This window comes from Nocardioides sp. (genome assembly GCF_035429765.1).
GTDB lineage: Bacteria > Actinomycetota > Actinomycetes > Propionibacteriales > Nocardioidaceae > Nocardioides.
On record NZ_DAOMFK010000214.1, the window covers coordinates 1 to 5,324 of the forward strand.

A 5,324-nucleotide genomic window follows, 5' to 3' on the forward strand; every position below is an offset into this window, starting at 1 on the left:
CCACCAAGCTCTACGGCTCGATGAGCGACTGGCCCAACGACACGTTCCTGTCCGCCCGCAACATCCGTCGGGCCTGCGACGCCTCGTTGCGGCGTCTGCAGACCGACTACATCGACCTCTACCAGATGCACCACGTCGACCGGTCCACCCCGTGGGAGGAGATCTGGGAGGCTTTCGAGGTCCTCCGCACGCAGGGCAAGGTGCTCTACTTCGGCTCCTCCAACCACGCCGGCTGGCACATCGCCCAGGGGATGGAGGCGGCCCGGCGAGGCGGCCGGTTCGGCCTGGTCAGCGAGCAGTCGATCTACAACCTGCTCAAGCGCGAGGTCGAGCTCGAGGTGCTGCCCGCGTGCCAGGGCTACGGACTGGGCGTCATCCCGTGGTCACCGCTCAACGGCGGGCTGCTCGGCGGCATCATCCGCAAGACCGAGCAGGGCAAGCGTCGGCTCTCCGGGCGGGCCAAGGACGATCTTCGGAAGAACCGGCGGGCCATCAAGGCGTGGGAGGACTTCTGCGAGGAGCTGGGCGAGCAGCCGGCCGACGTCGGCCTGGCGTGGCTGCTGCACCAGGAGGCCGTGACCGCGCCGATCATCGGGCCGCGCACGATGGCGCAGCTCGACGGGTCGCTGCGCGCCACCGAGATCCGGCTGGCGGGCGACGCGCTGGCCCGGCTCGACGAGATCTTCCCCGGCCCGGGCGGTCCGGCGCCCGAGGCCTACGCCTGGTAGGCCGGGAGGATGGGCACCCCCGCGACCGACCTGCTGGTCGACGCGTTCGGTCGGGTCCGCGAGACCGTCCACGACACCGTCGAGGGGCTGGGCCGGCGCGAGCTGACCTACCGCGTGGACGAGCAGGCGAACACGATCTGCTGGCTGGTGTGGCACCTGACGAGGATCCAGGACGACCACATCGCCGGCGTGGCAGGGACCGAGCAGGTCTGGCTGTCGGAGGGCTGGGTGGAGCGGTTCGCCCTGCCGTTGGAGCGGCACGACCACGGCTACGGCCACAGCAGCGAGCAGGTCGCCTCTGTCGACGTCGACGCCGACCTGCTGCTGGGCTACCACGATGCCGTCCACGCCCGGGTGGTCGAGTACCTGCAGACGCTGAGCGACGACGACCTGCCTCGTGTCGTGGACCGGAGCTGGACCCCGCCCGTCACGCTTGCGGTGCGGCTGGTCAGCGTGGCCGACGACTCGGCCCAGCACGCGGGTCAGGCCGCGTTCGTCCGCGGCATCGTGAATCGCGCGCACGAGTAGCACTCGACCAGCCGCTCGCGCAGGCTACTGGTGCGTACGACGCGCCTGGTACGTCGTACGCACCAGTAGTCTCCCCGCGGCCTGCGTCAGACCACCCTGAACTCCACAGTCCGGGTGCCCAGGTCGGCCTTCACGAGCCGGACCCGGACCTCCTCGCCCAGCGGCAGCCGGTGCGCACCGGTGACCGAGGCCTCGACGGCCGGTTCCTGGATCGTGACCTCGCCGCGGCGCTCGTCCTTCGGGTCGACGTCCACCACCACCGCGTCGAAGACGGCGCCGACGCGGTGCTGGAGGATGCCGGTCTCCACCAGGTTGAGGATCGCGTTCTCGTACTGGTTGGCCCGACGGGTCGACTCGCGCATCTCCTCAGGGAGACGGTCGAGGCTCGCCATCACCCAGTCGGGCACGGCGGTCCCGGCGCAGAGCGCGACGCAGACCTCGCCGGCGTAGCGGTCCGCCAGCCGGCGCAACGGCGCGGTCACGTGCGAGTACGGCGAGGTCAGGGCGGAGTGCTCCAGCAGCTCGGGCAGGTCGCCGTGGAAGGCGGCGTACCCGCTGCCACGCAGCAGCCGCGTGCACGCGACCACCATGGCGGCGTGCGCGGGCACCCCCGGGTCCAGCGAACGGATGAAGTCGGGGTAGGCCTGGTCGGCCGGCCAGCGGATGTGCAGCGCCCGCGCGGTGCGGTGCAGCCGGGCGACGTCCCGCGGGTCCGGCGGTGGCAGCGTGCGGAGCAGGCCGACCCGGGACGGAACCATCAGCCACGCGGCGGCGAACCCGCACAGCAGCGAGATCTGGGCGTTCCACTGCTCCACCGGGAGCAGGGACCGGAACTCCAGCCGCCACTCCCCGCCGTCGATGTCCACCTCCTGCTCGGGCAGCGGCAGCGACACCCCGCCGCGGGCGGCCTCCCGGACCAGCCGCTTGCGGCCCAGCTCGGCCAGCAGCTGCAGCGACTCGGGTGCGGACCGGTCGTCGATGCCGCGCTGGGCGGTCGGGTAGTCCAGCTGGGCCCGGGAGCGGACCAGCGCGCGCCGGACGTCCACGTCGGTCCCCTCCCCGTCGGCGTCGACCCTGATCGACCAGACCAGCGCGGGCCGCTCCCGGTCGGGAAGCAGCGACGCGGCGTCCTCGGAGAGGACCGTCGGGTGCAGCGGGATCTTGGAGTCGGCGCCGTAGAACGTCTGGCCGCGGCGGTGCGCCTCCACGTCGACGGGGTCGCCGGCACTGACGAACGCGGCGACGTCGGCGATGGCGTAGGTGACCAGGTAGCCCCGTCCGTCCCTTGCGACGTGCACGGCCTGGTCGAGATCGCGGGACCCGGCCGGGTCGATCGTGACCAGCTCGAGGTCGGTGCGGTCGAGTGCCGGCAGCCGGGGCTGCTCGGCGGCGCTCGCCGCGGCCGACTCGACGGCCGGATCGAACTGCGGGGTCACCTCCTGCTCGTGCTGGATCGCGGCGATCCCCCGGCGCAGCGACCGCGCCTGGACGCCGTCCTCGGCAAGCCGGCGGATGCGCACCACCCGATCGCCCGCCATGGCTCGACCCTATCGGTCGGCGACCTCCGGCCCCGCGGCGTCCGGGACCGACGAGGTGAACAGCACCACGACCGAGCGGGCGATGGCGGGGTACGTCGGGCCGTCGTACGCCGGGGCAAGCTGCCACGGGACGATGTCGTCGGGCGAGGCGAGCCCGGTGTCGATCCAGCGGCGCCAGGAGCGCCCGCTGAGCACCGGGAGCTCGAAGTCCAGCGGCTCCCAGTAGGCGTTGAGGATCAGGTGCATCACCATGTCCTCGCTCTCCAGCTCGGCCGTCAGCGCCAGGCTGTGGGAGTCGTCGCCCCAGTCGGGCTGGTTCAACCGGACACCGTGCCACGCCTTGTCGGCCCGGGCCAGCAGCTCGGTCAGGCTCAGCCCCTCCTCCTCCGCCTCGAGGCTGCGCAGCGCCCGGCGCGCGTCGAGGAGCCGGACGAACCTGAGCACGTCCGCATGCCGGTCCAGCAGCGTCCAGTCGAACCAGCTGGTCTCGTTGTCCTGGCAGTAGGCGTTGTTGTTGCCCAGCTGCGTGCGTCGTACCTCGTCGCCCATGACGAACATCGGCAGCCCGAGGGACAGCAGCGTGACCGTGAACAGGTTCTTGACCTGCCGAGTCCGCAGGGCCTCGACCGCGGGGTCGTCGGACGGTCCCTCGACGCCGCAGTTCCAGCTCCTGTTGTCCGAGGCCCCGTCCCGGTTGTCCTCGCCGTTGGCCTCGTTGTGCTTGTCGTTGTAGGAGACGACGTCGTTGAGGGTGAACCCGTCGTGGCAGCTCACGAAGTTGACGCTCTGCTCCGCCTCGCGCTGCTCGTGCCCGAAGATCTGGGCGCTGCCCACCAGCCGGTCGGCGATGCTGCGCACCGAGCCCGGGGCTCCGCGGAAGAAGTCCCGCACGTCGTCGCGGAAGCGACCGTTCCACTCCTTCCAGGCGTCGCCGACGAAGCTGCCGACCTGGTAGAGCCCCGCGGCGTCCCAGGCCTCGGCCAGCAGCTTGGTCCCGGCCAGGGCCGGGTCGGACTCGATGTCCCAGAGCACCGGCGGGTTCGGCACCGGGGCCCCGGTGTCGTCGCGGGCCAGGATGGAGGCGAGGTCGAACCGGAACCCGTCGACGTGCATCTCCTGCACCCAGTAGACCAGCGAGTCGACGATCATCCGCCGCACCACCGGGTGGTTGGCGTTGACGGTGTTGCCGCACCCGCTGTAGTTGGCGTACCTGCCGCCGGCCTCGAGGAGGTAGTAGCTGGGGTTGTCGATCCCCCGGAAGGTCAGGAAGGGCCCGGACTCGTTCCCCTCGGCCGTGTGGTTGAACACCACGTCCAGGATGACCTCGATCCCGGCCCGGTGCAGCGCCTTGACCATGTCGCGGAACTCGTCGACCGGACCGAGCGGGTCGCGCCGCGAGCTGTACCCCGGGCAGGGCGCGAAGAACGAGACGGGCGCGTAGCCCCAGTAGTTGACCAGGCCGGCCGGGCAGTCGTGCCGGTCGAAGTGGAAGACCGGCAGCAGCTCGACCGCGGTGACGCCCAGCTCGACGAGGTAGGGGATCTTCTCGACGAGACCGGCGTAGGTGCCGCGACGGGACTCCGGGACCCCCGAGCTCGGGTGCCGGGTGAACCCCGCGACGTGCATCTCGTAGACGATGGTGCGGGCGGACGGGTGCTGGAGGGGGTGGTCGCCCTCCCAGTCGTACGCCGTCGGGTCGACCACCACGCTCTTCATCGCCGTGCGTGCGTTGTCCCCGGGCACACCGGCGGCCGCCCGGTCGTAGCCGGGAGGCACGACCACCGCCCGCCCGTACGGGTCCAGCAGCACCTTGTCGGGGTCGAAGCGCAGCCCCCGCCCAGGGTCGTTCGGGCCGTGCACGCGGTAGGCGTACAGCTGACCGGGCCGCACGTCCGGAACCCACGTGTGCCAGTAGTGGTAGGTCCGCCCGTCCACCGGGTCGATCGGGACCCGGCCTGAGGGCGGCGCGTCCGGCTCGTCGAACAGCAGGAGGTCCACCCCGGTGGCGTTCCGGGAGTACAGGCTGAAGTTGACGCCTCCGTCGACGACCGTCGATCCGAGCGGGTAGCTGTGGCCGTGCGGCACTCCCCCAGACTAGTGCCGCGCCCGGCCGGTTCCGAGCCCCGGCGCCAAGGTCCTTACGCTGACCGGGTGCTGATCCTGCTGCCGCCCAGCGAGGGCAAGGCCGCCCCGTCACGGGGGGCGCCGCTGGACCTCGCGACCCTGAGCTTCCCGACGCTGACGCCGCCGCGGGAGGCGGTGCTCGACGCGCTGGTCGAGCTGTGCGCCACCCGGCCGGACCAGGCCGCGGAGGTCCTCGGTCTGGGCCCCACGCAGAGCGACCTGGTCGCGCGCAACGCGCGGCTGCGGGAGGAGCCGACCGCGCGGGCCGACCGGGTCTACTCCGGGGTGCTGTACGACGCGCTGCAGGTGGCCACGCTGAGCACCGCCGCGAAGAGGCGCGCCGGCAGCCGGCTCGCGGTGGCCTCCGCCCTGTTCGGGCTGGTGCGGCCCGGCGACCGGATCCCGG

At 72.1% G+C, this 5,324-nt stretch carries 5 protein-coding genes; 3 read left to right on the forward strand and 2 right to left on the reverse strand.

Annotation, left to right across the window (positions count from 1 at the left end; genetic code table 11):
* Together PLP61_RS14735 and PLP61_RS14740 are read left to right on the forward strand one after the other, a co-directional pair.
* The coding region (locus PLP61_RS14735) for an aldo/keto reductase (protein ID WP_324503505.1) at positions 1 to 728 on the forward strand (728 nt) is incomplete at its 5' end.
* A gap of 9 nt (positions 729 to 737) precedes the next feature.
* On the forward strand, positions 738 to 1,256 hold the full coding sequence (locus PLP61_RS14740) for a mycothiol transferase (protein ID WP_324503506.1): 519 nt from the start codon (positions 738 to 740) through the stop codon (positions 1,254 to 1,256).
* An 86-nt stretch (positions 1,257 to 1,342) separates the two neighbouring features.
* Here PLP61_RS14740 and PLP61_RS14745 read toward each other — a convergent pair whose 3' ends face one another.
* Together PLP61_RS14745 and glgX are read right to left on the reverse strand one after the other, a co-directional pair.
* A complete protein-coding gene (locus PLP61_RS14745) occupies positions 1,343 to 2,794 on the reverse strand; it encodes an RNB domain-containing ribonuclease (protein ID WP_324503507.1) in 1,452 nt (483 codons plus the stop codon).
* A gap of 9 nt (positions 2,795 to 2,803) precedes the next feature.
* On the reverse strand, positions 2,804 to 4,879 hold the full coding sequence (gene glgX, locus PLP61_RS14750) for a glycogen debranching protein GlgX (RefSeq protein ID WP_324503508.1): 2,076 nt from the start codon (positions 4,877 to 4,879) through the stop codon (positions 2,804 to 2,806).
* 66 nt (positions 4,880 to 4,945) lie between these two features.
* Between glgX and yaaA the strand changes: the two genes are divergently transcribed.
* Positions 4,946 to 5,324: peroxide stress protein YaaA (gene yaaA / locus PLP61_RS14755; RefSeq protein WP_324503510.1), on the forward strand; the 379-nt coding region annotated here is incomplete at its 3' end.

What these genes read in the sequence shown, in the direction of transcription:
- PLP61_RS14740 (WP_324503506.1), top strand. Translation starts at nt 738, where the DNA reads ATGGGCACCCCCGCGACCGACCTGCTGGTCGACGCGTTCGGTCGGGTC.
- PLP61_RS14745 (WP_324503507.1), bottom strand. Translation starts at nt 2,794, where the DNA reads ATGGCGGGCGATCGGGTGGTGCGCATCCGCCGGCTTGCCGAGGACGGC.